The organism is Clostridium sp. JN-9, from assembly GCF_004103695.1.
Taxonomy (GTDB): Bacteria; Bacillota; Clostridia; order Clostridiales; family Clostridiaceae; genus JN-9.
Genome location: NZ_CP035280.1, coordinates 481,472 through 507,474, shown reverse-complemented (window position 1 = coordinate 507,474; position 26,003 = coordinate 481,472). Strand labels below are relative to the sequence as shown.

The following is a 26,003-nucleotide window of genomic DNA, read 5'->3' as shown; positions in this document are numbered from 1 at the left end:
AATTACTTTAGAAGCAAAACCTATGCCAGCTTTCAACATCCCTGGAATATCAAAGGTTACAGGTTGTATGTTTTATTCATAATAAAAAACTGCTCAAAATTGAGCAGTTTTTCCGGATTATATAAGATTTATCCGCCGAAATTTAGACATTAGTGCCTAATTTTCGTCATCTAATTCCAATTTATATTTTTTTATTTTATATTGAAGTGTTTGTCTAGGTATTTTCAATATACCAGCTGCTTTAGAAATATTACTTTCACTTATACTTAAAGCTTTTTTAATGGCATCTTTCTCAAAAGAATTCATCATTGCACTTAAATTTATTACTTCTTCAGAATTAGTCTTAACCTGATGTTTACTAGATAGATCGCAAAAATAGATGGGTAAGTGTGATATCTCAATGTTTCCAATTGAAACTAAATTCATTGATGACTCTATGACATGTTGAAGCTCCCTGACATTTCCCGGCCAATCATATTTTAAAAACAAATCCTTAACGCTATCTGTGATACCTTTTATATTTTTATTAAATAAATCATTATAATACTTAATAAAATATCTAACTAATAATGGTATGTCCTCTTTTCTTTCTCGAAGCGGTATAAGCTTAAATGTTACAACTCCAAGCCTATAAAACAAATCCTCTCTAATATGTTTACTGGCTAAGGCCTTTAAGGGTTCTTCATTCATAGCAGCAATTATTCTAACATCCACCTTCTTATCCTTGGTATCACCCACTCTTCTTATGCTGCAATCCTGCAGGACTCTTAATAATTTCGCCTGCAAATGAATTGGCATGGAATTAATTTCATCCAGGAAAAGAGTTCCTCCATCAGCCTGTTCAAATAGGCCTGCCCTATTTATTGCCCCTGTATATGCACCTTCAGTTGTTCCAAAAAGAATTGACTCAAATAATGTTTCTGGAATAGCTGCACAATTCTGAGCTACAAAAGGTTTATTACACCTATTAGAGTAATTGTGTATGGATTGCACAAATAATTCTTTCCCTGTACCTGTTTCACCATAAACTAATACAGAAGACGGTGAATTTGCAATTATCTTCGCCTTTTCAATATTTTCATTCATCTTATGGTTGACTGTTATGATATCATCAAAAGAATATTTAGTTGTTGTTTTTTTAAGGAATTTATTTTTCCCTTTATGATTCATTGATTTATTTATTTCAATATCCTTTATGCTTGTTATATCCTTAGACAGCTCAATGGCACCCATTAACTTACCGCTTCTGATAATTGGTATGGCAAGGTTTTCAGTAAAATATGGATTACCATAAATATCATAAAATTTCTGTCCTTCATTATATACTGGTGTTGCATTTTTAATACATTGAAAAATAGAGCTTTCATCTTGTGTTAGAGATGGATAAACTTCCAGAACATTTTTGTTAATAATGTCCTTATATATATTGCCTTTTTCATTACAAAATCTTGGATTGTATCTAATTGAATACATTATTTTCCCATTGCTATCAGTTATAATCATAGCATCAACACTGTCAAGATTCATATTTAATGTTGTTTTATTAGACATAAATATCCCCCCCCAGGAAAATGATGATAACTATATAACAAGTTTAATACTACTTAAAACCATTCTATCATATTACCGCATTAATTAAAAAAATCTTTATGAGAAAGACTTATCTTATTATTTGCACTTACTTTTATGTTAAAACTACCCGTTGCATTTTTCCCAACAATTCTAATAATATATTTTCCACTCTTAGGTATAGTAAAATCTATATCCCCATTTTCCTTTAATTCATTCTTCTTAGCTATTATATTATAATCTGAATCTAATACTACAATATAGAATATACCTTTACTAATTTTTGTGCCGTCATTTATAGTTATCTTAGTATCTTTATCCGAAGTAAACTCTATTAAAGACCACTTACCTGTAAATTTATCGAAATCAAAACTCTTGCCATATTCAGTATCATTTTCATTTTGCTTAGAATCGACACTTTTTTCTGTTTCTTCCTTACTTGATAAATAGTTGTTTGAACTAATATAAGAAGAACTGTTTTTATATAAACTGCTCCCTATTATTAATACCATTATTATGCCTACAATCCAAATAGCAGTTAGTTTTCTTTTCTTCTTCATTTTATTATCTCCCTATTTTTTGTTATTTAATTATAAATGAATGCCAGATACATTACCAAAACAAATCAAAATAATTAATTTTTTAGTAGTCCTTGCGTATTAATTATACGCTTCCTTATATTATATTTGATATAAAGCAAGACCGCAAATACTTTTAACTCCTTCCAGCCTTGAAAGGTGAAATTGTTTCTGTCTGCTAAATTCAACTTATTTTCTTTAAACGCCATGTTATCCACAATTCTTTTTTCTGGATTTATACTTATCCACAAAAATATCCGGCACTACACCAATTTGTTTTTCTTGTGGATAAATTTTTTGTTCAAGTTAAATTTACTCTTGGCAGACATCACTTCCTTTGATATAATCATTTTAGGCGGTTGATATGCTATGCATATCAACTTGAAATATATCTTCCCTTGTTAGTTGCTGTCCAAAGCTTGCTAGCAGGTCAGAGGATATATTTTTTTGTTTCTTTTTTATATCATTGGCTTTCAAATAATACCATTCATACAGTTGCTTGATTGTATCAGATATCTGCAGCATCAGGTAATGATTCTTCATCGCTTGGACATTCCAGCTGCATACATGTGTGATATTTCCCTGCCAGTTTTTCTGACGATTGAAGCCTTCATTTTCTATTTTCCAGCGTTTTCTTCCCGCAGCCGCTAAATTTTCCGCATTTTTGTCTGTAATCCTAAGACTGGTCAGCCACTGGAATTCTGTCCATACATTTTTCCCTTTTATTACTTTTTCCTCCCAGTATCTAAGCATATTTACGGGTTTTTCTTTGTAATCTATTTCATTCACATATTCCGCATGACCTGATGTTCCCTTCTCTGGTATTGCTTCATATTCTGCGGCAATACTTGGGATACTCCCGGTTTTATACCTGATAATAAAATCCCAGTGATTTTTTCTGCATATCTCCATAACTTTTTCTGATGCATACAGGCTATCCGCCAACAATATTATTGGAAGGCGCGGAAATCTTTTTTTCAGCTTAGCTGCAAGTCTTTGAAACGCCTTAGTTTCACAGTCCTGTTTACGCTCTTCCTCACTCATACTTTTTTGACGCAGAGCGTCTTCTCCATTATTCTCCACAAACTCACTTGCTATACTTACAATCAGTTTTTCTCCCAAAACGATTTTTGCTTCTAGAACATCGCTGTGATAACTGACTTTTTCATCCACTGTTCCTTTATTGTGATGTCTTTCAAGGCATTGCTCATTGATCTGGCGACTTCCGGAATATAACTGTGACCCATCAACAATCAAAAGCCATTTCTTCTGATACCTGGCATCATCAAATGTCTTTCTTCGTATCAGACTATACACCATGGACTGCTGGATTTCCTGCAATTGAGACGTAGCCAACTTCTCCAGATATTCATTTACGGTTACTCCGTGTGGGAGATATGACCTATCACTTTCTCCAAGAAAGTTCATAATGTTTTTTACCACCTTGTCATCATTAAACTCATATGTCATAGATTGCATGCTTACAAGCCCAGCTATTCCTTTGTAATACACAGTTCCAAGCATTACTTTATTGGAATAATCAATATAGCTTTGATGCCTAGGATCCAGCGTCCCTGCAAACTTCTGAAACAACTCAGGAAAATACTTCTTTTGGATTTTATTACATTCTGCCGCTGGATTTTTTTCTATTCTCCGATTTATACGATCCTGTTCTCTTCCCATTTTTACCTCACTGCGAATAAGTTTTTATATTATTTTACTACACTTATTGCAGATTGGCATGAAATCAGATTAATTTGTGCGAATTTTTTTACCTTTCATAGCTGAACTCCTTCATGGGGTCAGGTACATTACAAAAACTGGAACAGTTTTTATTTCTAGAAATTTTCAAATAAAAAAATATAGGTTTATTTTTTATCAGAATTTGATATAATATAAATAAGAAAAGCTTAGTGATGGAACACTAAGCAATCCTTAGAACGTTTATTTTGTTTTAGGGCTATTGGATTTAAACAAGTATGTTAACAAAAATGATGCTAATCTTTGTTGGATGGAGCATCTTTTTGTTTGCTTCTAATTTCAATATCAAGACCAATAAACTTTACTGAAATCTTTAAATAATGAATGAAAAGATTATGTTTTAAAACTAATCTAATTATATAAATAGCAACAAGGCTTTTTATAATTAATTCTAGCATATCCAATACCACCCCCTAGCTATGATGAAATATTCACCAATAGCCCAGGAGGATAAAACGTCTAAAACCTCCGCAGCCACCCTACTACGGATTTTCTATATTGTACTTTAGAATTATACCATAATTATGTAGGATATATACACAAGAATAAAATGGAAAAGCCTCACTTATAGTAGTTACGGAAAACCGTACCATAAATAAGTGAGGTTTTTAACTTTTGAAAAGGCCAGTGATTTAATTAAACAATATCCAAGTTGCGATGAGTTGATATATTGGATATCAGTAGTATTAAGAATATATTTATTAGAGCCTCAAATTGAGGGAAAAGATAAATATGAAAGAAAAATAATTGCTTGGCTTGAACTTGTAGCAGCAAGCAATAAAGAAAAGACAGCTTCTATGGCAAAATTAGAATTATCAGCAATGTATAGGGCGAAAAAAGAGTATGAAAAAGCTCAGGAAGTATTAGATAAAATTCCAGAAGTTGAGGTGAATAAAAAAATTCAACAGACATTATTACTTGAAAGCAGCGGAAAAATTGATGAGGCTTATGGTATTTATGAAGAAAATTTATGGAAAAATGCTCATGAAACATTTGCTGTTTTATCCTTTATAATAAATCTGTTATATAAAGAAAAGAAATTTAGTGAAGCAGAAGAATACATAAAGTGTGCTAAAAAGGTTATTGAGGTATTTGATTTTGGGGCATACCATAAATATCAATTAGATTTATCTTTAGCAAAAGAAAAACAGGATAAAGAAAAAACTATAGAAATGATTATAAATATGGTAAATGAAGCAAGTAGCATGGATGATGCCATGAAGTCAAAACTATATAAGCATATGAAATTTAATGTGACTCATAGTATTAGTAAAGATAAATATGAAAGATTAGTAAAAGGGGCAATTAAAAAAGATAAAACTCTTGATTTCGTGAAAAATGATTCCAGGATAAAATCTTTGTTAGAATAATACTAAAGTTTATAAAAAATTTGAGATTAAAATTTTTAAATGGAACAAAAAAATATAGGTTTATTTTTTATAAGAATTTGATATAATATAAATAAGAAGAGCCTAGTGCGCTAACACTAAGCAATCCTTAGAACATTTATTTTGTTTTAGGGCTATTGGATAAATTTAATAGTTAAATTTGAGAGATTAAAGCACTAATCATTGTGGGATGGGTGCTTTTTCTCTTTGCCATTAAGTTCTATATGAATACCAAGAAATTTAATCTTGATAGTTAATTTAGATATAAAAAGACAATGATTTAAAACTATTTTTATAATACATATAGTAGTAAAACTTTTTATAATCAACTCTAGCATATCCAATACCACCCCCTAACTATGATGAAATACCACCAATAGTCCTAGGGAGATAAAACGTTCAAAACCTCCGCAGCCACCCTTCCACGGTTAATGAACTTTACTTGGATATTGTACCATAATTATGCACGGTAAATATAAGGGGATTTACTGGAAGATAACATAATTCATTGAATCATGAATTGATTGCATACAAAATTGATATATTAGACAGCAATTAGGCTTATGTTATGGGATTATTACATGATATGGACAGCAGAGAAGGCATAAAATCAATTATGCGTACCATCGACGGGTATAATTATATGATGGAGTTTAAACAAAAAAGAGAGTGCCAGAATATGTTTGACACATTCATATCCAATACAAGATGTAAATACGTTTTTTGAAGAATTTAACTGTACAGAAGAGCGGAAGGTTTTCTTATCAAGCTTTATAGCCAACAAAAGGGTAGGTTTATTATTTAATGTATTCGGTATATAATATTATATAAATGACTTTCTTTTAGGGGGTATTTTATATGGAAAATAAGGATATTAATTTATATGATATTTTTACAAGATATTCCTATAATGATATTATGAAATTACTTCAAAGCTCAAAAAGCAAAGAAGAACAAGATTTTTATGCGAATTTATCCAACATTATATTACAACGAGAGCAAATGAAAGTTATAGGTAAGAGCTAATAGTTAATAGGAGAAAGGAAACATTTAGAAAGTTTCACCCTATTCCTTCTTACTTTTTACCTCTTAGTTCTTACCTAAATGATAAAGCATTATAAACTTTTATTATTTCATAGCACTTTTTTGAGGGTTAGGTGTTTTTATCACATAAACAGAAAATACACTATCCTGATTGGCTTCCAAAGCATGTGGAACTTGAAGCGGGCTAACCACAATGTTCCCTGCCTCAACTATTTGTGTTTCATCTCCAATTGTAATCATTCCTTTTCCTTCTATTACCTGAAAAAGAACGTTAACCGGGGTCTTATGGGAAGGAACTTTTTCTCCTGGTTCCATAACCAAATTAATAATACCTATTTCAGGCATATCTATAATAGGTTTACCTTTTATACCCCAGCCAGTCTTTTTAAATGGCAGCTCATTTACTTTAATCACTTTCATTACACAAGCCTCCTAAATATTAATAATTCATATTGCTATATGATTGATAGCTTTATTATTGCATTAATATTACATGATTTCCTTGATGCAAATCAATTTTTCAGAAGTTCTATAAATTTTGTGCTTTTCCGAGAAAAGGTTTTAGTTATTTATGTTTCGGGAACCAGGGAATACATCTGTTTACTTTAGACTTATAATCCATATATTCCTCTCCAAATATTTTCTCCATGGCTTTCTCCTCTTTTTTCACCAGTAATGTCATAGTTCCCCAGTAAATAATAATTAGTGGAAGTAGAAACAGGTTATTTTCCCAAAAGATAAATCCCATAACAATAAAAGTGATTCCTGTATATAAAGGATTCCTTACCAAGGCAAAAACACCATTTGTAATTAGTTTATTGTCCCCTATATGTTTAAGTAATCTGCTGGTTTTCACAGCCTCTATGCATAAAAAAGCGCCTAAGACAAGCACTATGATGCCAATAACATCCATTATTGTTCTTAGAGATTCAAAATAACCGCCCGATAAATATCCAGCCCCTGAAGTATGAATGCCAATCATTGCTAATAAAATAATGATTGTAACATAGCAAGGTCCAACGCCAAAGTAAGACATTCTATTTCTATTTTGAATCTTATTCATATCATCAATACCTTCCATTCTTTTGAAAATCACTGATTATATAAATCTCAAATTATATAATTAAACCAATAACAGTCCGTCCAAATCCAGGATCTCAATTTTTTTATTTGAAATCTGTTTGATGTATCCTGCCTCTTCCAAATCCGTCAATTTCCTGCTGATTGTTTCAGGTGTAGTTCCCAAATATGAAGCCATATCTTTCTTATTCATTGGCAATACAATCATGGATTGCTTATCATTATCCAAACACTCAGCCAAAAAGTGTGCTATCCTTGTTTCAACCTTCTCAGTAGCAAACCCTGTGGCCTGTTTCTCTGACTGCTCAAGCCTGCTTGAAAACTCAGTCAATACTCTTAATGAAATAGAAGGATATTTCAAAAGAATTTCCTGCAGATCTGAACGCTTGATTGTGCAGACACTGGTTTCTTCTATAGCCTCTGCATATTCTTCATGCACACTTTCACGAAACAAAGCCAGTTCACCTGTAAAGTCACCAGGATGCAGAATCCTCAGCAGCTGTTCTTTCCCGGATTCAGAAAGCCTGTATATTTTAACCTTTCCCTTACTTACGATGTAAAGTGAATCTGATTTATCACCTGCGCAATAAATATTTTCTCCTTTTTTGTATGAAACCGAATATGTAACAGCCATAATTTCATCCATTTGTTCTTTTTCCAAGTGATTGAAAATAGGCACCAGAGATATACATGTCTCATGCTTTTCACCATGATCATGACAATGGGTATTGTCATGAGAACATTGCTTATAATCCTGCTTTTGAATTTCCCCTTTGTTTTTATTCATAATAAATCTCCTATTCCAAGCATATTTTTGGTGGAATTATTTTGTATTAACTTACCACTTTAATATCTATTATATTCTTTTGCGGATATTACTCAAGCACTGATATTCTTTGCAATGGAGATAATATAAATTAAGATCTTATATTCAGAAATAAATGAAAATGGTGCTGCAAAAGCAACACCATTAGCTGTTTATTCGTAACGTTTGAAAAGAACACTATTTTCCTTAGCAATATGAAGGAATATGTCATCTACCAATTCATGGAATTTCATATATACAGCCTTCATTGTAGGACATGCATATTCAGGAGGCGTGAAATCATTGCTTTCTTTGATTATTTTCTTAACGATATCACCGGTGCCTTCGTGTTCGCCTTCCAATTTATGAATTAATGACCTTATAGCTGCTCTATCCTCATCCGTTTTATCTGGTTTTAGCATTGCTGGGAAGAGTTCCTTTTCCTCCTTTGCAAAATGTTCCTCAAGCTCCATCTTTAACTCACTGAAATTTCGATGAAGCTTCAAAAGCAGTTCTTTGCCATGACCATAGTGAACAAGCAAAATCTTATTCATCAATGGATCCAGTTCATTCCACAGAGCACGCTCAGGCTGATGATGAATTTCAAGGATTAGGTTAATCAGCTGTTCATCAGATAATTCACTCACTGGCATTTTCTTATCCGGTCTTGCTAAATATTCGCTGTAATCATTCTGTACCTTAGTAATAAAATCTGGTTTGAGCCCTGCTTCTTTAATGGCAGCCTCAAGTGTTCTATCCCCCTGGCAACAGTAATCAATGTGCAGTTCATTAAGCTTTTCAGTAACAGCTGGAAAATACGTTACAAGCTCTCCAAGATGTGTTTCCTTGTTTATTGTAATTGTCTGTTTCATAATATTATCCTCCTTAAATATTTAAATAATTTGATTTCATTTATTGTTTATTTTGTTTCTTTTGATACTTAAATCTTAATTCATTAAAAGGATAATATCATTGATTTAAATCAATTTTTATATGCAATAACTTAATTTTAATTATTTTGTGATACTCACATTGATTTTACCAGTTGATAAGTTGCCTGTAAGGATAAGACGTGCATTACCAAAAGTATGATCAATGTTCAAATTGTTTGGATTACTTTTATATTGATTGATCAGATTTGATGCAAGATAAGTTTCTATGCCAGTTACATCCTTTGGGTCCATCATTGTTCCTATATAATCGTTAGCCAGTGCTTTAGCTGCCTTTACAGCTGATGGACTGCCATGCAGCAAAGCTTTCTTATCAATGCCGCTAAGGTCTAAATTCTTAACATTGATATTTGCATCTATGGTTTCTTTGCCACTTTTTTGCTGTGTCACTGTCAATTTAACTGCATTGTCCTTAGAGGTGCTAGTAAGCACCTGAGCCTGATCAGAACTGTTTGTTATGGCTGCGCTGTTAAACTTACCTGTATCTGAGAGAGATTTTTCAGCTTGTGAAATTGTATTCACATTTATATTTCCTTTGCCTGTTGCCAGCCTTATGGTGTTATAATTTTTTACATAAACAAATCCTGCCAATATAACCAGACAAAAAATAATGGAAAAAAATATTTTAAATGCCTTGCCATGTTTTTTCTTATTCTTTGAATCATATGAAAAATAAGAATCTTTGTAATTATTCATTCCCCTGTTTCTCCTTTACCGGGCATTTGATTCGCCCATAGATTTAAAATACTATATCACACTGATGTATGTGACTGTGTTCATTATAACATGGGCTAAAACAGATATCATCTGGAATATATCGACAAATGCCGTACATGTATTTAATGTACACTTCTTACCTGGAAATTTCTATAACAAATTTATTTCTTTCCCCAGGATAAATACTTTCAGAATATTCTATAGGTACATTATTTTCAAGGAAACCAACAGAAGTAATAAAATGTATAGGGTCCCCTTTCTCAATTTTCAGTAACTTAGCTATTTCTTCATCTGCTAATTTCGCTTCTATCTCTCTTTTAACTTTTTTAACGGAAAGATTATTTTTGTCTAAAACCTCATAGAAAGAGAACACTTCAAAATCATAGCATACTAGCTCGGGAAGTAGCTTATAAGGTACATATACAACAGTAACTAATACAGGCTTATCTTCCCCACGATTATTTTCTTTTTCATTCATAGGTGAAGCAAACCTCAGTCTTTTTAACTTAACTACTTTATCATCTCTTTTTATCTGCAGCTTTGTGGAAATAATTTCATCTGCTTCAATAACATCAAGTGCTAGAACTTTAGTTTTTGTTCTAAATCCTTTTTTGCGCATATCCACAGTATAGCTTTCTATAAAGCTTGTATATCCTTGAACGATTTTTGGTCTTTTTACAAAAGTACCCCTGCCTTTTATTCTATATATATATCCTTCATTTACAAGATTATTCAAAGCTTGACGAACTGTAGGTCTACTAATTTCTAACTCCTCACTTAATTCAATTTCAGTGGGAAGCATATCACCTTCCCTAATCTGACCAGCTTTTATATCTTCGATAATAAAATTCTGCAGCTGAAGATATAATGGTACTGAACTGCTTTTATCTAATTTAAGTTTATTAATGCTTATGGCTATCTCTCCAATCAAATAATTTTCCTACAGTTTAACTCATCATATTTATCATTTATGTTTCTAAAATTAACTCTTCCATAATTATGGGATATAGCTTTTTAACACACGGCATGTACCTTTGATTTTGTAGTTTCCCATTTTTGCAGGAATAAAAACACTTTCTCCATAATTTAATATTTCATTTCCTGAATTAAATTCAATTATACATCTTCCTGCTACACATGAATAAATATGATATCTTTCACCGTTTGCAATATCCTCATATTCACTGTTTATATCTATTACCTCTAATGCAAATTCTTTTCTTTTAAAGCAAATACTCTTTTTATATTTCTTACCATGCTGTGATGAATGCTCTCCCATTTCACATTTTTCACATTTTAATTTGGGATCTAAAACAGAAAATGATTTTTCTATATCTAATTTTCTACCCCTGTTATAATCATATAATCTATAGGTTATATCACTGTTCTGACCAATTTCAATTGCTAAAATACCCTTCCCCAGTGCATGGATAAGGCCTGCTGGTATCATAACAAAGTCCCCTTTTTTCACAGGAATTTTCATCACATAATCTTCTAATTTATCTTTTTTCAAAGCCTGCTTTATAACATCTATATTGTCAACTGTAGTTTCAGCGGTGATATAAGCTCCTTCATCAGCTTCAAGTATATACCAAGCCTCGGTTTTCCCGCCATCATTCTCATGTATCCTTGAAAAATCATCTGTTGGATGAACCTGTATTGAAAGGTCATCTGCTGCATCAAGATATGCTACCCTCAATATTTCTGATTCATCGACATTTTTACCCAGCATTTTAGTTTTATCCATTTGAACTAATTCTTTTAGATTTAATCCTTTATATTTACCATTGCTTACCTTGGTTAAAGCATTTTTGTGCCCGCTTATTTCCCAGCTTATACCTATAGATTCCTCTAAATTTGCTGGTCTCATTTTTTTAAGCTTATTTCCTGCCCATATTTTTTTAATATAAATTGGCTCAAACTTCATAGGATACAACATTATTCCTCCAATCAAAATAAATTTAACACCTTCAATTTAATATAATTGAAGGTGTTTTCATAAACAAACTAGAATATTCCTATTAATACCCCGGCAACACAAATTACTAAAAATAAACCCATTAATTTTAAAGGAGTCATATTCTTTCTTTGAAGCGCCTTCCATGCAAATAAAGTTATAATAAGCGGTAATAATTTAGGGAAAATACCATTAATTAATTTTTGAAAATCAAGTACAGTTTTTCCATTATTGAATACTGCAACAACATTCAAATTAACAAAACTTGCAGCAATTCCACCCATTACAGTAATTCCTAAAATCTTAAATGCTTCAGTAAGTTTATTGGCTTTTTCACCTATAATAATATCTACTGCATCTACACCAAGGCTATAGCCTTTCATATATAAGAAGTAAGATACTAGAAGACATAATGGAATCCAGGTAAATGTATAAAATAATGGTCCTAAAATACTTCCATTTGCAGCTAGTCCCATACCAATACTCAATAGTAATGGTACAGTAATACCTTGAATAAGCACATCACCAACACCTGCAATTGGTCCCATAAGTCCTACTTTTATGCCTTCAATCAATTCATCTTGTACTGGCTGGCCATTAGCTTTTGCTTCTTCAAGCCCTGCAACTATACCATTTACAACTGATCCTAACTGTGGTTCAGTATTATAGAATACAGTATGTCTTCTTAAAGCCTTTCCTCTTTCTTCTTTACTATCATATAATCTATTTATTATTGGAATCATTGATTGCCCAAATGAGGTACCTTCAAGTCTTTCAAAACTTATGGCAGATAAATTAAAGAGTATCCATGAAAACCAGCTTTTATTTAAATCCTTTTTAGTTAGCTTCTTTTTAAAATCCTTATTTTTTTCACTCATTACAGCACCTCCTCATCATCATTCACTGCAGCATTTTTAGCTGGTGATGGTGGCATATTGTTCCCTGAGTAGTTAAAATGCATAACTGCTAAAGCAGCTCCAACTATAGTTAGTGAAATCATGTTTAATTTTAATGAAACTATACATACAAATCCTACAAGGAAATATACAGTAAGCGAAGTTTTCTTCATAATCTGGCTCAATAACAGTCCTATTCCTACTGCAGGTAATACTCCTCCAAGTACTGTCATGATATGTTTTAGAACCTCAGGTATATAATTCATAAAGCTTTGGGCATATTGTGCTCCAAAATATACTGCTAAAAAGGTTGGTACAAATCTTATTATAAACGTTGTAATTTGTGGATACAATGCATTTGCTCTCCAAAAACCTTTCATGTCATTTTTATCAGCATATTTATCGGCTACATGATTCCAGAATGTATTTATTGTTTCTATTAAATTAAATAATATTACTCCAAGCAATCCAATTGTAGCAGCAAGAGAAACTGCAAAATCTGAATTAGCTTTTGAAAGCATGGCAAGGGCTATTGCTGGATAAGCAACATAAGTAATATCGGCTGATGCCACTCCACCTGGCACTATTAATGAAAGGTATAAGGCCTGTACAGCAGCACCAATTAAAATACCTGTTTTCATGTCCCCCAGGATAAGTCCTACAATCATACCTGAAATAAGTGGCCTGCTTAGATAATAAAATCCACCTGTTGTACCAAAAAACCATGGCACACCTAAACTAGCAAGATAACAAAATAATCCGATTAGTAAAGCTTGAAAAAACATATTAACCCTCCTTATTTATAATATTTATTTCTTATATCACTCCATTTAAATCCTCTTTTATCTGGAGTGAGTTTGAATTCAATTTCAATATGTTTGTTATAAAGCGCTTCACAAGCATCCATTTCTTCTTTTAGTAAACACTGATTTGGTCCAATAGTTATAGTATCGTCCCTATAGCTTGATGGCCCATAAATAATATGCTTTCCAAAATCAATGCCATTTTCAGCTAACTTATTTAATTCAACTGGTGACTTAGTTATTAAAAAATACTTCTTTGAACTATTTATTGCTTCAATTAATTTTGTTAATGCCTTTTCTAATGTATAAATATATACCCTGATTCCTGATGGTGCTGCACCTCTATAAACATTACCCAAAGAAGCATTATTTGCTAAGTTATCATTAACTACAATAATTCCATTACAAGGATATACCCTAGTCCACTGTGTTAATACTTGACCATGTATTACTCTGTCGTCTACTCTTACGAATGTAACTGCCATAATATTTCTCCTCCTAAATCAAATTATAATTCATCTTCATACTCTAAAGATCCATCTACAGGTGTTGGAATGTCTATTCCTGTTATTCCCGCATTTAATGCTATTTTTACGAGTTCATCTAAATTAGAATGTTCCCTCATAGACAGTACCTCTAAAAGCATTGGTAAATTAATCCCACTTACCACTTTTATATTTACATTAAATTCTCCGTTTCCAGCATAGTAACAGCTGCTGTTATACGGGGTCCCTCCTTTAATGTCTGACAAAATAAGGATACCATCATCTGATATAACATTATTTAAGGATGCCCTTAATTCTACATTAAATCCTTCTATTCCTTTGTCATTTTTCAGTGTTGCCACAGATATATTTTCCGGTGAACCCATAATAATATTGATGGAGTCCATAAAACCATTTGCAAGATCTCCATGAGTTGCAATTACTATTCCAACCAATTAGTTTTCCCCCTTTCATAGAAATAATTTACAAACCATGCTGCAATATGTAATTACATATTGCATTATGAATTTGTTATTTTTAAGTTTTACTATATTTTTATTATAAAACTGTAGTGTAAATGTTGTCAATACTTTTTTTAGCTTTACATACATATTACACTTAGCATTGATTATTTAAGTTATATTATAACATACTTAAAATGGCATTATGGTTTATTCAGTATATTTACATTGTATATTGCAATATGTTATAACATATGATAATATTATATCAAAAGTGATAACAAAGGAGACGGTGGAAAAATGTGTAATTATGATAAATTTCCTGAAGTCAAAATAAATGGATTTGATGAATCAGCATGGGAAGGTTATTCTGATATAATTAATAAAATTAGTAAAGATATAAATAATAAAGGTAAATCTATTATAGTTATAGATTGCTACCCTGGTGTTCGGGAAAATGAAATATTAAATGCTTTCAGTCAATTGCATCCTGTATTAATAATAAATTCTGATGATTGTTCCTATGATGGTGCAGTTATAACTGATATGATTAAAGACTCCCTTACAGATGACAGAGTCTTTGGAGTATTATCAACAAAGAAACTGAATGAATTCTTTGTTAAAGAAAAAATAGATAATGCCAGAGTTAAAATCAATTCTGTTAAGAATGGAGTTATTTTAATCTATGGTGTAGGTGCTTCTTTAATTACTAAAGGAGATATATTAATATACGCAGACCTTGCCCGCTGGGAAATACAAATGCGTTATAGAAATGGTATGCCTAATTGGAAGATGAAAAATTATAACGATCCCATACTATCTAAGTATAAAAGAGGATATTTTGTAGAATGGCGTGCTGCAGACAGGCATAAAAAAGATTTATATGATAGCTTGGATTATCTTCTTGATACTAATATTGAAGATAAACCTAAGATGATAACAGGTAAAGCCTTTATAGAAGGTCTTAGTCAGACAGCACAAAGACCCTTTAGAGTTGTTCCTTATTTTGATCCAGGGGTATGGGGAGGACAATGGATGAAAAAGGTCTGCGATCTAGACAAAAGCAAACCTAATTTTGCATGGAGTTTTGACGGAGTACCTGAAGAAAATAGTTTATACTTAAGATATGGTAATATAAGAGTAGAAATTCCATCAATAAATGTAGTATTTTATGAGCCTGAAAAGTTACTTGGGGAACGAGTCCACGGTCGTTTTGGCACAGAGTTTCCTATCAGATTTGATTTTCTGGATACTATGGGAGGACAAAATTTATCACTCCAGGTACATCCTTTAACAGAATATATTCAAGACAATTTTGGTATGCATTATACACAAGATGAAAGTTATTATATTTTAGATGCAAAAGAAGGAGCCCATGTATACCTAGGCACAAAAGAAAATATTGACAAAAATGAGATGTTAGAAGATTTAAAAAGAGCTAACAGAGGAGAAACTATTTTTGAAGACGAAAAATATATAAATAGTTTCCCTGCAAAAAAACACGACCACTTTTTAATACCTGCTGGTACAATCCACTGCTCTGGGGCCAATACAATGGTTTTAGAAATAAGTGCAACTCCATACATATTTACTTTTAAATTATGGGATTGGGCAAGAGTTGGTCTTGATGGGCAGCCAAGACCCATTCACATAGAGCATGGTGCAAAGGTAATACAGTGGAATAGAACTACCAGCTGGGTAAAAGAAAACTTAATTAATAAAGTAGAAGTAATTGGAGAAGGTGATGGATGGATAGAAGAAAAAACCGGCTTACACGAAAGAGAATTTATTGAAACAAGACGTCATTGGTTTAATAAAACAGTTCATCATAATACAAATGGAAGTGTAAATATGTTAAACTTAATTGATGGGGAAGAAGCAATAGTTGAAAGTCCAACTGGAAAATTTAAGCCTTTTATTGTGCATTATGCAGAAACCTTTATAATTCCAGCATGTGTTGAAGAATATACAATTAGGCCCTATGGAATATCAGAAGGTAAAAAAATTGCTACCATTAAAGCTTATGTAAGATAGTTTTGGAGGGTAAAATGTTTGATAAAAGTAAGGGAGCTAAACCTTTATATTTGCAATTAGCTGAAATAATGGAAAGTGAAATACTAAGTGACATATACAAGCCAGGTGATATGCTTCCAAAGGAACTCGATTATATTGAAAAATACAATCTCAGTAGAATTACCGTAAGACAAGCAATTAATGAACTTGTATTAAAAGGATATGTTAAACGAATAAGAGGAAAAGGAACCATTATTTTACCACCTAAAATTGAAGAACCACTTATTAGAATTAAAAGTTTTACAGATGAAATGAAAGATCGCGGGATTACCCCCTCAACCAAAAGCGCTAAAATTGTAATAACTAAATCTTTTGGTGAAATCTCAAAGTATTTACTGCAAAATGATGGCGACGAAGCTTATAAACTTACTAGAATACGTACTGCAAACAATCTTCCTATTGTTTTATTTGAAACTTATATAAAGAAAAATATAAATATGGATCTAGACAATACAATCTATTATGGCTCTTTATACGAATATTTAGATAAAAACAAAGGTATTAAAATTAAAAAGGTTAATCAGCGTATTTCTGCTTCAATAGCAGATAGCAGATTAAGTCAGCTTCTGAACATTAGAGTGGGTGAACCTATTCTAATTTTAAAAAGGCAATCCTTTGATACAAATAATAATGTAATCGAATATACTATCAGCTATTATATAGCAGATAGATATGAATACTATATAGAAATTGAAAATAAAGAAAACTAATACTAATTTATTTTAATTAAGGAGATTATTATGTTTAAATCTATTATTACTGATCAGTTAAATATGGATTTTGAGAAAGCTTTAATTGACATTGTAAATCATGGATATAAATATATAGAAATTCATTCCCTCTGGGGAAAAACCATTGAAGAATTAAGCAATGAAGAAATAAACACAGTTTTAAAGCTTTTAAGAAAGTATAATTTAGAAGTATCCTGTTTAAGTTCTACTTTATTTTTTATGTGTCCATTATATCCTAATTATGAAATTAAAAATTTCAAATCAACTTTCCTAGTTACACAAGGTAATTACGAAGATCATATAGAAAAATTAAAAAGGACTTGTGAAACTGCAAAAAAATTAAATGCAAAATATGTTAGATTATTTCCCTTCAGAGCATCCGAAGCAAAGAAAGTAGTAGGCACAGATGAAGACATTAAGCTCATTACAGAAAAACTAATGTTACCTTCAAGATTAGCCAAAGAAATGGATATAACTTTAGTTTTGGAAAACTGTCCCTATACACATTTACCTAAAGGTATAATGACAAAAAAAGTAATTGATAATATTAATAGTCCTAATTTGAAATTATTATGGGATATTGGAAATAGTTTTAGAGCTCCCATAGATAAGCTTCCTGTGGATTATAGAAATGTTTCTCTTCACGAGGAATTAGAAACTATATTCAAATGTATAGGGCATGTTCATTTAAAAGATTATATAAAAGAAAATAATAAATTTTCACATATAACATTTAGCGAAGGCAATATAGATTTTAAAGACTTATTTAGAGAATTAAACTTACTTGAATATTCAGGTTCTGTAAGCCTAGAGCCAGAAGTTGATTACAATAATGTTATAAAAAGTATGGAAAACTTAAATAAAATTTTAAATATTCATAGAAAGGACTGACTAACTTGAATATTGATAATTTTTCTAAACTCTTTGATCATACGCTGCTAAAGCCATATGCCGATGAAGAAAGCATAAAAGCTCTCTGTAATGAAGCAATAAAATATAATTTTAAAACAGTTGCAATTAATAATTCAAACATTGAAAAAGCTAAAAAGTACTTATATAATTCGGAAATATTAATAGACGCGGCAGTAAGCTTTCCACTGGGGCAATGTACTCTTCAGACAAAACTTTTTGAAACAAAAGATGCCATAAATAAGGGTGCTGGTGAAGTTGATTATGTTATTAATATAGCTGAAGTGAAAAATAGAAATTACGATTATATTAAAAATGAAATGGAAAGTATAGTAGATATTTGCAGGAATTATGAAGTTACAAGTAAAGTGATTTTTGAGAACTGTTATTTAAATGAAACAGAAAAAATTAAGCTTTGCGAAATAGCAAATAAAGTTAAACCCGACTTTATAAAAACTTCTACAGGATTTGGTAGTGGTGGAGCTACTATTGAAGATGTAATTTTAATGAGAAACAATACTGAAAAAGATATAAAAATAAAAGCGGCTGGCGGAATAAGATCCCTTGATATGGTATACAAATTTCTTAAAGCTGGAGCTGAAAGAATTGGTACAAGTAATAGTGTTAAAATAATTTCTGAATTTAATAGCTTAAAAGACTAAATAATATTTATTATATACAACTGCCTGTCCTAAGTGGGACAGGCAGTTTTTGTATATCTTTTTGTTTATGACTGCAATTTTGTTTTATTTTTCAGCGCTATTGATAATATTAACCCTACTAAAGCAATCACTGCAGCACATATGAATAACTTGGTAAAACCACTGTTAATGGTATTTTGGAAAGTGGTTTCCAATACCTTTCTTGATGATTCTATCTGGCTTAAATAATTTGCCTTTAGGTTTGCTACGGCTGCATCAGGTGATACTCCATGAGGAAGTTTACCAGCCATGGATTGTTTTATATTTGGTGCAACATTGTCTATAATTGAAGATGAAAATTTCTTTAAACTATCAACAATAGTTGTTACATCAGCATTTTGAAGCCCTGCTATTGCATTTGGTGATACGCTGTTGCCTCCAAGGCTTTGTGCCGGAGCATTTGGCCCCATTGATATCTTTGGCATTACAGCCATTAAATTACCTTCAAGATTTTTAGCTGCATCAGATATAAAGTTAACTAATATATTTGGAGAAATTGCAACTCCAATGGATCTAATTAAGGACAATGTAGATTGTGCAGAAGCAGTTTCATTCTCTGAAACATTTGTCTGTACTAAATAATTAAGGGGTGTTCCCATAGTAAAGCCCATGCCTAGTCCCATAAGAGCTAAACCAGCTAATAATATGAAAATTGATGGTATTTTCACAGCTAATAGTGCCAAAATTAATGAACCTGTTATAGTAAATGAAAAGCCTAAAATTAATATAAACTTTGCAGAATATTTATCAATTAATTTCCCGCCTAATGGAGCAGATATTCCAGTGAATATAGCCATTAATGTTACTAAATATCCCCCGGAACCTGTTTTCATTTTTAATACATTTTCACAAAACTGAGGTACAAATACTACTCCCATTAAACCAGCACCAGTGGTAAAGGCAATTATAAGTGTAAGTGCAATCTCACGATTAGTAAAGAATTTTAAGTTTATTATTGGATCTTCCGCTTTTTTTTCAATTGCTATGAATACTGGAATAAGTACAACAAATAAAATCAAATATGGATATACCTGAATAGAAGTTATACTTTTAGTAAAGTCATGAAAATTCATATTAGTTAATGAATACATAATGGATAAAATCAATAAACTTGCAACAACGCTTCCGCCAATATCCATCTTCTTAGGAGTCTTTACTACACTTTCTTCTTTAATTAAAAGAGATATGATTACAACTGCAATAACTATTGGGACATTAATGAAAAACAATACTCCCCAATTTGAAGGTCCAACAAGGCTTAATATTGCTGAGCCAATAGTAGGTCCAAGCATATTAGCAATACCATATATACCGCCAACCAGACCAAGAGCACTGCCTTTCTTTTCTATTGGAAAACTATCGCCTATATAAGCAGTAGCAATTGGCATTATTCCACCACCGCCTATGGCCTGAATTACTCTTGAAGTTAAAAGTAAAGAAAAGCTTCCGAAATAATTTGATAAACCACATAATAGTGATCCTAAACCGAAAATAAAAATACTTATGGTATATAATTTCTTCTTACCATACCTATCAGATAATTTGCCTGATATAGGCATGGACACAGCATAAGCCAGGGTATAAATTGTAATTACCCATACACTATTATTTTGAGAAACTGATAAAGAGTTTGCTATAATTGTTCTTGCAGGTGAAACTATACCGGAATCAAGAGCACCAATAAAGATACCAAGCAAGAACATAACTAGTAGTATTTTTTTATTATCCTTCATTTTTTGCCTCCTTTTGAACCATGTTCATTAATGCTTAAAAAAAATTATCATTTATAAATAGCTTTAGATTATAATTTAAATTGCATTCTTATGAACGCCGTTCATCTTATGGATTAATTATAATACTATCTTTAAAAATATGCAATAATAATTTTTAAATAATAATGAGTTTTATAAGGTTTATAAAGTTTATTAAAAGTTAACTATTATGTCATAGTATTGTATTTTAAAAGAATTATAATGTATTAGACAAAATTAATTAATCTTTTACATAACATAAGGGGGATGTTATAATATGAAAGTTATTTTTATAACTCCTGCGGCAGACATCAGGAGGAATCCATTTTATAGGTTTGGAGGAAATGCCTACGGTCACAAAAACAACATTACAGGTCCTTTAGTATTAGGCCATATTTTGAAAAATTCAGGCTGTGATGTAGAATGTTATGAAGAATTATATGTAGATCTGGATTACTCAAAAATGAGCAATGCAGATGTTATATGTATATACACCATGACTTGTAATTCAAAACGTGCCTATGAGATAGGTGACTTTTTCCGAAATGAATTAAAAAAAAGAGTATTAATTGGGGGTATGCATGCATCTGCAATGCCAGAAGAGGCGCTTTTCCATGCAGACCAGGTAATAGTTGGAGAAGCTGAAAATGTAATTGAAGATGTTGTATCTGGCAAAATAAAAGATAAAATAGTCTATGGATCTCCTGTAGAAGATCTTAATAAGATACCTTTCCCTGATTATACACTGTTAAAAACACCTGCAAAAGCAGCAAATGTTATAACTTCAAGAGGGTGCCCATTTTCATGTAATTTTTGTACAACTTCTAGAATGTTTCATCCATATAGGACCAGAACACCAGACAATGTAATTAAAGAATTAGAGATTTATAAAAAAGAAGGCTTTAAATATGTAAATTTCGAAGATGATAATTTCACAGCAGATAAGAAAAGGGCCAAAGAAATATTAAGAAAAATGATAGACAATAATCTTGTATTCAAGGAAACTTTTTTCTTTGGAAGAACTGATATGGCAAATGACGAGGAACTCTTAGATCTCTTGAGCAGGGCTCATTTAAGAAGAACTCTTATAGGTATAGAATCTTTGAATCAGGATTCCCTGGACTATGTGAACAAAAGACAAAGTATTAAAGATATTGAAAGATGCGGTGAAAAACTTGCCAAGTATAAAATTAAGATTATTGCAAGCATAGTACTTGGGCTTGATTATGATAATATATCAGATATAGATAGATCAGTAAAGTTTTGTAAAGACATAAATGCATATCAGCTTCAACCAGCTATACTTACACCGTTCCCTGGTACTCCTGTATTTGATCAGTTTGAAAAAGAAGGAAGAATTTTAACAAAAGAATGGGAATATTATGATATGACAAATGTTGTTTTTAAGCCTTTAAAAATATCGCCTTCTGGCTTACAAAAAGAATTTTTTAAAGCTGCTAAAAGTTTCTACTCATTCAGTGGTGCATTAAAAATACTTAAAACCTTCGGATTTGATGCAGGAGTGCGAAGACTTGCATTTTGGTTTTTTACAAGGTTTGGAGTAAAATATTTTAATCACTTATCTAAAGAAAACAATGGAAACTTATTTTATAGATTAGGTCATAGTTTTCAGTAACATCTGATACCTTGGAGTGACTCCAAGGGGTCAAAAACATACTCTCGATATGTTCTCATGAATGCATGCCGAGAGTAATTTTTTTAAGTTTTTCGGCTCTCGTGAATAAACCCACAACAGTTTCTTACTTTATATCGCTTTCTTCCATTAATTTATCAAAATCACTCTTGTATAACCAAGTAGTTAATCCCATATGTTCTTTTTTATGATCTGCTCTTGATACGATAACCAACGGCAATAATGGCTGATAAAGAATAAAATTTATATTGATAAGTTTTTCCATCATCCGCAGTTTGTGCAAATTTTGCACAAACTGAATTCTCATAATGAAGCCCACCAATAATCTCAGCTTAGCATTTAGCAAGTAACTGAATTCATCAGATTCACCACTAATTAGGATATAAATTCAAACTTTTATGTCTTCAATTAACTTCTTTTTATCAGTTATATCTGAAATCTGTTGCTCATTTGCAGGCTCAAAAAAACTAATCATATATTCGCTGATTTTACTCATATCTTCTTGTCTACAAGTAGCCATTCTATATGTAATATTAGGATGTATGGTTTGGTTACAGTGTCTATTTACATCAAATTTGTAATATATGTCAGGAGTAGATTTCACTTTTTTACCAAGGCATGATAATACTTTTGATACTTCTTTTCTTTTACCTGCTAATAAAACTCTATTATAGTTTAGTATTTGAAGTTGTTTTGCAATTTCAGTATATCCTATTTCATTTTTAGTAAAAAAGTTTGTAAAATAAGAATTACCATCGAATTTCATATGCAAGATGGTATCAATCTTATCATTTGATTCTCCAACATAAAGTTCTCCTATATCTTCAACTTGATTTTCTATAAAATGAATTGAAAACACATTAAACAGTTCATCTTCATATAGAAAATCCAATATTTTTTTCTTAAATTCATCATTTATCAGTGGAATATACTTCATTAATCTCCCCCCCATCGTATCCAGCAGCTTTATTTGAAACTATCTAATATTTCTTTATAATTTTCAAGATATCATCGCCATACTTATTCGCTTTTACCTCACCAAACCCTGCAACTGTCTGCAGTTCTTCTTTGTTTCCAGGCATTATAGAAATTAAATCTTTTAACTGATTGTTATTATAAATAAAATAAGGTTTTATTTTTTCTTCACGGCTCTTATATAATCGGTATGCCTTTAATTCTTTAAAAATATCTGTTTCTTCTACTGGTACTTCATCTACTGTTATTGTGCTTTTCTCTGCTGCGTGAGTGGATACTTCTTGGTCTGGATTCTGTTGTGTTATTTTATACTGATTATATTTCCCAGTATAGTCTTTCTCCACAACCTTATGTAAATCCAAGTAAGATTGAGCCCAGGCTAACAATCTATCTTCTGAATCAGCTGCTGCTTTAGAATTTTCATACACTTCTTTTATATATTTAACCAACTGATCAGCACGAATAACTTTCTCTTTTACCTCTTTCTTTGCATACTTTGCATTAAGTACAGTCTTAGGATTAGCCAAAACTACTACCGATTTATTAAAATCCTCAAAGTATCTTCCTGCCATATATTTAGTCAATATATTATTTTTGTTGTCTGTCTTGATTTTCTTCATTAATTCTAAATGTCGTTGATTCTGTGTGATAGGCGAATAAATGCCTTCTTTTTTCTTTCTGCCTCCAAATTCAATAGTTCGAATAAAATCACCTGAACTATTAATTTCAATATCTCCATAAAGATTTTTACATTCGATGACAAAGCAAATTTTTTTTGTAAACACAAGATAATCTATCTGGGCACTCAGATCTCCATCCTTTAGATAGATATCATGTAAAATATATATAGGCATATGACTATTTTTTAGTTCAAATTCAATATTCTTTTCTCCTACAATTCCATATTCAAGGCATTTTATATCTTGTTTTATAACATTTTGCCCTTCTGTATTTAGTAATGGTTCTAATGCTTTAAGCTTTTCTAATTGTACTTCAGCATCACTGCTTTCCTTAAGAAAAACCGGTTCTTTCATTCTATTAAATAATCCCATTCAATTGCTCACCTAACTTTCCCGCAGCAATTTTTGAACTTTTTACCGCTTCCGCAAGGACACGGATCATTTCGACCAATCTTTTTTTTAGTTTTTAGATCAATTACGCTGGAATGTTGCTTGTTTGTTATAAGTGGTTCTGCTGGCAGTGGCTGTAAAAACTTTCTTTCTTCTTTAAACAGCTCATTAGGAGTATGCCCTTTTAGCACCCATTGACGTGTATTGTTATATAATTCCATTACTTTTCCTACTAACTGCTGTGCAAATTCAAAAGACGGAAACTCAAGATAGCTTTGCAGGTATTCCATAATCATGTCAGGTCTAAAATCCAAATTAATCATTGTAACCATCTGAAAGGCTATTTCATCTATTTCTTCATCTGATAGATCATAATACTCTATAATGAAATTAATAAAGCTTCTCATCTCCTGCGTTTTATCAAAATAATTAGGAGCACTGGCTTTTAGCAAATGATTTTTTGTAATGGGATAATAATCAATCTGCTTTCTCATTTTCTGTTCTTCAACAATTTTCTTTACATCGAAAACTCTGCTATCTGCGTAGCCATATGGTGTTAAATCGGCCTGATCATAGAAATCACAGGCAAAAGACATTACATTCATAAATTCAAGAATATCAACATTCTCACCTGTAAGCTCACTTATCTTCTTCGTAATAGGCCAAGCGTCCATAACACCATAGTAATAAAGCAGCCCATGAGTCAAGCGTATCCACTCTGTATTTCGTCTTACAATATTTTTAAGTTTACTGTCATCAATGTGAGTAAAAACATTTATAAGTTCATCAGGCATAAATAATACCTTTTGATTATCTTGTAATCCACAGAAAATCATACTATAATTTATGAAAGTTTCAGCTTTAGAAATAGATATACCCACATCTGGTATAACTCCTGAATTTTTAATAATTAATTTAATAAGGTCATACCTGCTTTGATCCAATGTGTAAATAATCTCCTTAAATTTAGAAGGAATTAATTTAGCAAGCTCAGGTGCCAATTCTGCTTTTTTAAGAGCACTTAAGTTTTTAAAGCCATAAGTTTTTCGAATTGAATCCATTTCATTCTTCGTTAATCCTTTAATTGCATCATAAAGACTACATGGAATCTGAACCTTCTTCCAGAGTCGCTTCTCTCTGTTTTCCTCTAGTTTCTGGCCAAAAGCCTTTGCATTTTCTAATGCCCTCATTGCAAGTTCCTCTGTTTTCTTATCAATTTTTTTATCCATAACTATTCTCCTCGTATAATAAGTTTATAGTCAGTTAAATGACTGCTATAAACTTATTTATTTTTATATTTTAGTATAGATAAGAAAGTATCTATGTTTTTCTGTGGGGATTCCCCCAATTCATTATTGCTATCTATTTTACATTCCTATCTATACAACTTACATTAACTATTTATAAAGGAATTTCCTAATGCTAAAATAGTCCTAACGGACTTTAGCGAAGGTTACTGCTGTATTCTCCTGCAAAACATATTGTTATTGCCTAGAAAGCTTGCAGCCTGACCAGAGTATCAAATTCTGCTTACACAAATGTTGCATCTCCATTCGTAGCCACCAGCAAGGTATTTCGCTTGGTTGAATGCTGATTACGCGAGGTTGCAGTCAGTACTCTGGATTAGGATAATTCCTTTTCTAAT

28 protein-coding genes are annotated in these 26,003 nt (G+C 31.5%); 7 read left to right on the top strand and 21 right to left on the bottom strand.

Features of this window, described 5'->3' with window-relative positions; all coding sequences use genetic code 11:
- Nucleotides 1–156 precede the first annotated feature (156 nt).
- The 4 genes from EQM05_RS02465 to EQM05_RS15635 form a co-directional block, all read right to left on the bottom strand.
- Nucleotides 157–1,551, bottom strand: coding sequence for a sigma 54-interacting transcriptional regulator (locus tag EQM05_RS02465; RefSeq protein ID WP_128748577.1), 1,395 nt, complete (start codon nucleotides 1,549–1,551; stop codon nucleotides 157–159).
- An 80-nt stretch (nucleotides 1,552–1,631) separates the two neighbouring features.
- A complete protein-coding gene (locus tag EQM05_RS02460; protein WP_128748576.1) occupies nucleotides 1,632–2,129 on the bottom strand; it encodes a hypothetical protein in 498 nt (165 codons plus the stop codon).
- Nucleotides 2,130–2,498: 369 nt separating this feature from the next.
- A complete protein-coding gene (locus tag EQM05_RS02455) occupies nucleotides 2,499–3,830 on the bottom strand; it encodes a transposase (protein ID WP_128747874.1) in 1,332 nt (443 codons plus the stop codon).
- Between the two features lie 314 nt (nucleotides 3,831–4,144).
- Nucleotides 4,145–4,306: a hypothetical protein gene (locus EQM05_RS15635; RefSeq protein WP_164917142.1), complete on the bottom strand. Its 162-nt coding sequence runs from the start codon at nucleotides 4,304–4,306 to the stop codon at nucleotides 4,145–4,147.
- A 201-nt stretch (nucleotides 4,307–4,507) separates the two neighbouring features.
- On the opposite strand from EQM05_RS15635, the gene EQM05_RS02450 reads away from it, so the two are divergent.
- Entirely contained in the window at nucleotides 4,508–5,278 is a 771-nt protein-coding gene (locus EQM05_RS02450; RefSeq protein WP_243108108.1) for a transcriptional regulator, read from the top strand.
- Between the two features lie 194 nt (nucleotides 5,279–5,472).
- On the opposite strand, the gene EQM05_RS02445 is transcribed toward EQM05_RS02450, so the two are convergent.
- Complete coding sequence (locus EQM05_RS02445; RefSeq protein ID WP_164917141.1) at nucleotides 5,473–5,634, bottom strand: hypothetical protein; 162 nt, start codon at nucleotides 5,632–5,634, stop codon at nucleotides 5,473–5,475.
- Between the two features lie 520 nt (nucleotides 5,635–6,154).
- Between EQM05_RS02445 and EQM05_RS02440 the strand changes: the two genes are divergently transcribed.
- A complete protein-coding gene (locus EQM05_RS02440; RefSeq protein ID WP_128748574.1) occupies nucleotides 6,155–6,322 on the top strand; it encodes a hypothetical protein in 168 nt (55 codons plus the stop codon).
- A gap of 102 nt (nucleotides 6,323–6,424) precedes the next feature.
- Here the strand turns inward: EQM05_RS02440 and EQM05_RS02435 are convergent, their stop codons facing one another.
- The 11 genes from EQM05_RS02435 to EQM05_RS02385 form a co-directional block, all read right to left on the bottom strand.
- A complete protein-coding gene (locus EQM05_RS02435; protein ID WP_128748573.1) occupies nucleotides 6,425–6,760 on the bottom strand; it encodes a cupin domain-containing protein in 336 nt (111 codons plus the stop codon).
- A gap of 145 nt (nucleotides 6,761–6,905) precedes the next feature.
- On the bottom strand, nucleotides 6,906–7,403 hold the full coding sequence (locus EQM05_RS02430) for an isoprenylcysteine carboxylmethyltransferase family protein (RefSeq protein WP_164917170.1): 498 nt from the start codon (nucleotides 7,401–7,403) through the stop codon (nucleotides 6,906–6,908).
- A 60-nt stretch (nucleotides 7,404–7,463) separates the two neighbouring features.
- Entirely contained in the window at nucleotides 7,464–8,207 is a 744-nt protein-coding gene (locus tag EQM05_RS02425; protein ID WP_128748571.1) for a Crp/Fnr family transcriptional regulator, read from the bottom strand.
- Between the two features lie 191 nt (nucleotides 8,208–8,398).
- Complete coding sequence (locus EQM05_RS02420) at nucleotides 8,399–9,097, bottom strand: DUF542 domain-containing protein (RefSeq protein ID WP_128748570.1); 699 nt, start codon at nucleotides 9,095–9,097, stop codon at nucleotides 8,399–8,401.
- A 141-nt stretch (nucleotides 9,098–9,238) separates the two neighbouring features.
- Nucleotides 9,239–9,871: a hypothetical protein gene (locus EQM05_RS02415; protein ID WP_128748569.1), complete on the bottom strand. Its 633-nt coding sequence runs from the start codon at nucleotides 9,869–9,871 to the stop codon at nucleotides 9,239–9,241.
- Nucleotides 9,872–10,028: 157 nt separating this feature from the next.
- Nucleotides 10,029–10,823, bottom strand: a complete 795-nt coding sequence (locus EQM05_RS02410) for a GntR family transcriptional regulator (RefSeq protein WP_128748568.1) — start codon at nucleotides 10,821–10,823, stop codon at nucleotides 10,029–10,031.
- A gap of 66 nt (nucleotides 10,824–10,889) precedes the next feature.
- Entirely contained in the window at nucleotides 10,890–11,831 is a 942-nt protein-coding gene (locus EQM05_RS02405) for a type I phosphomannose isomerase catalytic subunit (protein WP_128748567.1), read from the bottom strand.
- 68 nt (nucleotides 11,832–11,899) lie between these two features.
- Nucleotides 11,900–12,727, bottom strand: coding sequence for a PTS system mannose/fructose/sorbose family transporter subunit IID (locus tag EQM05_RS02400; RefSeq protein WP_128748566.1), 828 nt, complete (start codon nucleotides 12,725–12,727; stop codon nucleotides 11,900–11,902).
- Nucleotides 12,727–13,530, bottom strand: coding sequence for a PTS sugar transporter subunit IIC (locus EQM05_RS02395; RefSeq protein ID WP_128748565.1), 804 nt, complete (start codon nucleotides 13,528–13,530; stop codon nucleotides 12,727–12,729). The genes EQM05_RS02400 and EQM05_RS02395 overlap by 1 nt, the downstream gene beginning before the upstream one ends.
- An 11-nt stretch (nucleotides 13,531–13,541) precedes the next feature.
- A complete protein-coding gene (locus tag EQM05_RS02390) occupies nucleotides 13,542–14,033 on the bottom strand; it encodes a PTS sugar transporter subunit IIB (protein ID WP_128748564.1) in 492 nt (163 codons plus the stop codon).
- Between the two features lie 23 nt (nucleotides 14,034–14,056).
- Nucleotides 14,057–14,488 (bottom strand): hypothetical protein, encoded by a 432-nt coding sequence (locus EQM05_RS02385; RefSeq protein WP_128748563.1) that lies wholly within the window; start codon nucleotides 14,486–14,488, stop codon nucleotides 14,057–14,059.
- A gap of 306 nt (nucleotides 14,489–14,794) precedes the next feature.
- Here EQM05_RS02385 and EQM05_RS02380 point away from each other — a divergent pair, with 306 nt between their 5' ends.
- From EQM05_RS02380 to deoC, 4 genes are read left to right on the top strand one after another with little or no spacing between them, the layout of a single operon-like run.
- Nucleotides 14,795–16,528 carry a class I mannose-6-phosphate isomerase gene (locus EQM05_RS02380; protein ID WP_128748562.1) on the top strand — a complete coding sequence of 578 codons (1,734 nt, stop codon included), beginning with the start codon at nucleotides 14,795–14,797 and terminating at the stop codon, nucleotides 16,526–16,528.
- 14 nt (nucleotides 16,529–16,542) lie between these two features.
- The gene (locus EQM05_RS02375) at nucleotides 16,543–17,277 is read left to right on the top strand and encodes a GntR family transcriptional regulator (protein WP_128748561.1); all 735 of its coding nucleotides are present in this window, start codon (nucleotides 16,543–16,545) and stop codon (nucleotides 17,275–17,277) included.
- Nucleotides 17,278–17,307: 30 nt separating this feature from the next.
- On the top strand, nucleotides 17,308–18,189 hold the full coding sequence (locus EQM05_RS02370; RefSeq protein WP_128748560.1) for a sugar phosphate isomerase/epimerase: 882 nt from the start codon (nucleotides 17,308–17,310) through the stop codon (nucleotides 18,187–18,189).
- Nucleotides 18,190–18,194: 5 nt separating this feature from the next.
- A complete protein-coding gene (gene deoC, locus EQM05_RS02365; RefSeq protein WP_347560228.1) occupies nucleotides 18,195–18,869 on the top strand; it encodes a deoxyribose-phosphate aldolase in 675 nt (224 codons plus the stop codon).
- Between the two features lie 65 nt (nucleotides 18,870–18,934).
- On the opposite strand, the gene EQM05_RS02360 is transcribed toward deoC, so the two are convergent.
- Nucleotides 18,935–20,641 carry an MFS transporter gene (locus tag EQM05_RS02360; protein ID WP_128748558.1) on the bottom strand — a complete coding sequence of 569 codons (1,707 nt, stop codon included), beginning with the start codon at nucleotides 20,639–20,641 and terminating at the stop codon, nucleotides 18,935–18,937.
- A gap of 295 nt (nucleotides 20,642–20,936) precedes the next feature.
- Here EQM05_RS02360 and EQM05_RS02355 point away from each other — a divergent pair, with 295 nt between their 5' ends.
- A complete protein-coding gene (locus EQM05_RS02355) occupies nucleotides 20,937–22,295 on the top strand; it encodes a radical SAM protein (protein WP_205694158.1) in 1,359 nt (452 codons plus the stop codon).
- A 124-nt stretch (nucleotides 22,296–22,419) separates the two neighbouring features.
- On the opposite strand, the gene EQM05_RS16370 is transcribed toward EQM05_RS02355, so the two are convergent.
- The 4 genes from EQM05_RS16370 to EQM05_RS02335 all read right to left on the bottom strand — a co-directional run bounded on the left by EQM05_RS16370 (nucleotide 22,420) and on the right by EQM05_RS02335 (nucleotide 25,587).
- Complete coding sequence (locus EQM05_RS16370; RefSeq protein WP_347560227.1) at nucleotides 22,420–22,620, bottom strand: hypothetical protein; 201 nt, start codon at nucleotides 22,618–22,620, stop codon at nucleotides 22,420–22,422.
- Nucleotides 22,621–22,701: 81 nt separating this feature from the next.
- Nucleotides 22,702–23,250 (bottom strand): hypothetical protein, encoded by a 549-nt coding sequence (locus EQM05_RS02345; protein WP_128748556.1) that lies wholly within the window; start codon nucleotides 23,248–23,250, stop codon nucleotides 22,702–22,704.
- Nucleotides 23,251–23,293: 43 nt separating this feature from the next.
- A complete protein-coding gene (locus tag EQM05_RS02340; protein ID WP_128748554.1) occupies nucleotides 23,294–24,340 on the bottom strand; it encodes an HRDC domain-containing protein in 1,047 nt (348 codons plus the stop codon).
- A gap of 8 nt (nucleotides 24,341–24,348) precedes the next feature.
- Nucleotides 24,349–25,587 carry an SEC-C metal-binding domain-containing protein gene (locus tag EQM05_RS02335; protein ID WP_128748552.1) on the bottom strand — a complete coding sequence of 413 codons (1,239 nt, stop codon included), beginning with the start codon at nucleotides 25,585–25,587 and terminating at the stop codon, nucleotides 24,349–24,351.
- Nucleotides 25,588–26,003 lie beyond the last annotated feature (416 nt).

Excerpts from the sequence above, each read along its gene's own strand:
- EQM05_RS02465 (WP_128748577.1), bottom strand. The coding sequence starts at position 1,551 with ATGTCTAATAAAACAACATTAAATATGAATCTTGACAGTGTTGATGCT.
- EQM05_RS02460 (WP_128748576.1), bottom strand. The coding sequence starts at position 2,129 with ATGAAGAAGAAAAGAAAACTAACTGCTATTTGGATTGTAGGCATAATA.
- EQM05_RS02455 (WP_128747874.1), bottom strand. The coding sequence starts at position 3,830 with ATGGGAAGAGAACAGGATCGTATAAATCGGAGAATAGAAAAAAATCCA.
- EQM05_RS15635 (WP_164917142.1), bottom strand. The coding sequence starts at position 4,306 with ATGCTAGAATTAATTATAAAAAGCCTTGTTGCTATTTATATAATTAGA.
- EQM05_RS02445 (WP_164917141.1), bottom strand. The coding sequence starts at position 5,634 with ATGCTAGAGTTGATTATAAAAAGTTTTACTACTATATGTATTATAAAA.
- EQM05_RS02440 (WP_128748574.1), top strand. The coding sequence starts at position 6,155 with ATGGAAAATAAGGATATTAATTTATATGATATTTTTACAAGATATTCC.
- EQM05_RS02435 (WP_128748573.1), bottom strand. The coding sequence starts at position 6,760 with ATGAAAGTGATTAAAGTAAATGAGCTGCCATTTAAAAAGACTGGCTGG.
- EQM05_RS02430 (WP_164917170.1), bottom strand. The coding sequence starts at position 7,403 with ATGAATAAGATTCAAAATAGAAATAGAATGTCTTACTTTGGCGTTGGA.
- EQM05_RS02425 (WP_128748571.1), bottom strand. The coding sequence starts at position 8,207 with ATGAATAAAAACAAAGGGGAAATTCAAAAGCAGGATTATAAGCAATGT.
- EQM05_RS02420 (WP_128748570.1), bottom strand. The coding sequence starts at position 9,097 with ATGAAACAGACAATTACAATAAACAAGGAAACACATCTTGGAGAGCTT.
- EQM05_RS02415 (WP_128748569.1), bottom strand. The coding sequence starts at position 9,871 with ATGAATAATTACAAAGATTCTTATTTTTCATATGATTCAAAGAATAAG.
- EQM05_RS02405 (WP_128748567.1), bottom strand. The coding sequence starts at position 11,831 with ATGTTGTATCCTATGAAGTTTGAGCCAATTTATATTAAAAAAATATGG.
- EQM05_RS02400 (WP_128748566.1), bottom strand. The coding sequence starts at position 12,727 with ATGAGTGAAAAAAATAAGGATTTTAAAAAGAAGCTAACTAAAAAGGAT.
- EQM05_RS02395 (WP_128748565.1), bottom strand. The coding sequence starts at position 13,530 with ATGTTTTTTCAAGCTTTACTAATCGGATTATTTTGTTATCTTGCTAGT.
- EQM05_RS02390 (WP_128748564.1), bottom strand. The coding sequence starts at position 14,033 with ATGGCAGTTACATTCGTAAGAGTAGACGACAGAGTAATACATGGTCAA.
- EQM05_RS02380 (WP_128748562.1), top strand. The coding sequence starts at position 14,795 with ATGTGTAATTATGATAAATTTCCTGAAGTCAAAATAAATGGATTTGAT.
- EQM05_RS02375 (WP_128748561.1), top strand. The coding sequence starts at position 16,543 with ATGTTTGATAAAAGTAAGGGAGCTAAACCTTTATATTTGCAATTAGCT.
- EQM05_RS02370 (WP_128748560.1), top strand. The coding sequence starts at position 17,308 with ATGTTTAAATCTATTATTACTGATCAGTTAAATATGGATTTTGAGAAA.
- EQM05_RS02360 (WP_128748558.1), bottom strand. The coding sequence starts at position 20,641 with ATGAAGGATAATAAAAAAATACTACTAGTTATGTTCTTGCTTGGTATC.
- EQM05_RS02355 (WP_205694158.1), top strand. The coding sequence starts at position 20,937 with ATGAAAGTTATTTTTATAACTCCTGCGGCAGACATCAGGAGGAATCCA.
- EQM05_RS16370 (WP_347560227.1), bottom strand. The coding sequence starts at position 22,620 with ATGAGAATTCAGTTTGTGCAAAATTTGCACAAACTGCGGATGATGGAA.
- EQM05_RS02345 (WP_128748556.1), bottom strand. The coding sequence starts at position 23,250 with ATGAAGTATATTCCACTGATAAATGATGAATTTAAGAAAAAAATATTG.
- EQM05_RS02340 (WP_128748554.1), bottom strand. The coding sequence starts at position 24,340 with ATGGGATTATTTAATAGAATGAAAGAACCGGTTTTTCTTAAGGAAAGC.
- EQM05_RS02335 (WP_128748552.1), bottom strand. The coding sequence starts at position 25,587 with ATGGATAAAAAAATTGATAAGAAAACAGAGGAACTTGCAATGAGGGCA.